Annotated in this window: 2 protein-coding genes; both read left to right on the forward strand. The window is 70.1% G+C overall.

What is annotated here, in order from left to right; translation table 11 throughout:
- Nucleotides 1-824, forward strand: an 824-nt coding sequence (locus tag HII36_RS54935) for a DUF4352 domain-containing protein (protein WP_173531342.1), incomplete at its 5' end; no start/stop codon positions are given.
- Nucleotides 825-1053: 229 nt separating this feature from the next.
- Complete coding sequence (locus HII36_RS54940) at nt 1054-1806, forward strand: hypothetical protein (protein WP_173531343.1); 753 nt, start codon at nt 1054-1056, stop codon at nt 1804-1806.
- Nucleotides 1807-1840: the final 34 nt, after the last annotated feature.

Genomic DNA, 1840 nt, shown 5'->3' on the forward strand with positions numbered 1-1840 from the left:
CTCAGCAACCATCCGCTGATCCGTACGCGCGGCACCCATCCCCGGATCCGTACCTGCGGCAACCACCCCCGGACCCGTACGCCGCCGTGCAGCAGCCCTACGGCTCCGGCGTCCAGCAGCCGCCCGCCGTCGACCCCTTCGCGCCGCAGCCCCGGTTGCCCGGTTACCCGTACGGTCCCCCGCCGGCCGAGTCGCACCGGCGCAACACCGCGCTGGTCGTGGTCCTGGCGATCGGGCTGCCGCTGCTGCTGCTCGGCGGGTGCGGGGTCTTCTACGTCACCGTGCTCAACAGCGCCGCGGAGGAGTCCGGCCCGGTCTACTCGACGTCGTCGGCGCAGTTGCGTGACGAGTCGTCCGCGGACGCCGGGCAGCCGGACACGGACTCCGGCTCCGGCCCGGGCTCGGACGCCAAGGGGCTCGGGGCCACGTTCACTCTCCGGGGACTGAAGGCCGGCGAGAAGATGGCGGTGACGCTCGACAAGGTGATCCCCACGGCCGAGCCGATCAGCAAGTTCAACGCGCCGCTGGCCGGACGCCGGTACATGGCCGTCCAGCTGACCATGACGAACAAGGGCGCCGAGCTCTACGACGACGCGCCCGGATCGGCGGCGACGGTGCTCGACGGCGAGGGCCAGCAGTACCGGGGGACATTCCTGGAGGTGAAGGACGGGCCGCCGCTCGGCAAGTTCACCACCATTCCGGTGGGCCAGACCCGCAAGGGACTCATCGTGTTCGAGGTGCCGGAGGCGGCGCAAATGGTGGAGCTGCGGTTCGCGCTGAACAACGGGTACGCGGAAGAGCGGGGCGAGTGGCGGTTGCGATAATTCACATTTCCGGATTTCTCACGATTTCCGGCTATTTTTCGTGAAATCAGGCGCTATTCTGCCCTTTCCTGGACTTCTGGCAACTTCGCCCCTGGGGGAATGCGTGGCGCGTGAGAGTTCCGGTTGCGCGCAGGCGGTCGGGGTGACCGTCGGCCTGTGGCTGATGCTGGCGGCCGTCGGGGCTTTGTCCCACGATGCCTCGCGGGAACGACTGGCGTTCGTTCTCTTCGTGGGACTTCTGGGGGTCGGCGGTTTCCTCGCCATCCGCCTCCGGATCTCCGCCGCCGGCCCGACGGAGGCCACCCAGGAACGTCACCGGCTCGCCGACGAGCGCAAGGCCGTCGAGAGGAAGGTCGACCTGGTCCTGGACCCCGACCTGACCCCGCACGAGCGCCTGACCATCATCGACGGCTTCATCCCCCGGCTCAACGCCCGGGCCGCCCTCCGGCCGTACCTGAAGCGTTTCGTGGTGGTTTCGGAGCTCTCGCCGTCCTCGAAGGAACTGCTCACGCGCGCCAGGAGAGCCGTGACCTCGGTCTCCCGCTCCCGCGTCGCCGGAACCGGCCTCCTGGACGACGTCGCCAACGAGGTGCTGCTCCCCCGGCAGGTCTGGGAGATCGCCCGGCTGCTCCACGTACAGACGCAGCTGCAACAGGAGCAGGAACAGGCCAGACGTGGGCTGATGACCGCGGAGCTGCGCGCGGTGCTCGAACCCCAGCAGGCGGCGCTGACCCGCAGCGTCGCCAAGGTGACGGCGAGGGTGGCCGCCCTGGAGGAGTACGCCCACCGCGTCGCCACCGCGGACGCGGCGCTGAAGGCGCGGGAGGCGCTGGCCAACAACGGCAAGTACCAGGAACTGCTGGCGCACACGGACGACGCGGAGGGCATGAACGAACTCATGGCCCGCGGGGAGGCCCTGGAATCGACGCTGGCCAGGAGCGTCCGCGACGCCATCGACGCCGGCCGGACCCTGGCCCTGTAGTCACCGCCGATGCGCCGACTCGCCGGCCCCGCCG

It is taken from the genome of Nonomuraea antri, from assembly GCF_013283785.1.
GTDB classification, from domain to species: domain Bacteria; phylum Actinomycetota; class Actinomycetes; order Streptosporangiales; family Streptosporangiaceae; genus Nonomuraea; species Nonomuraea antri.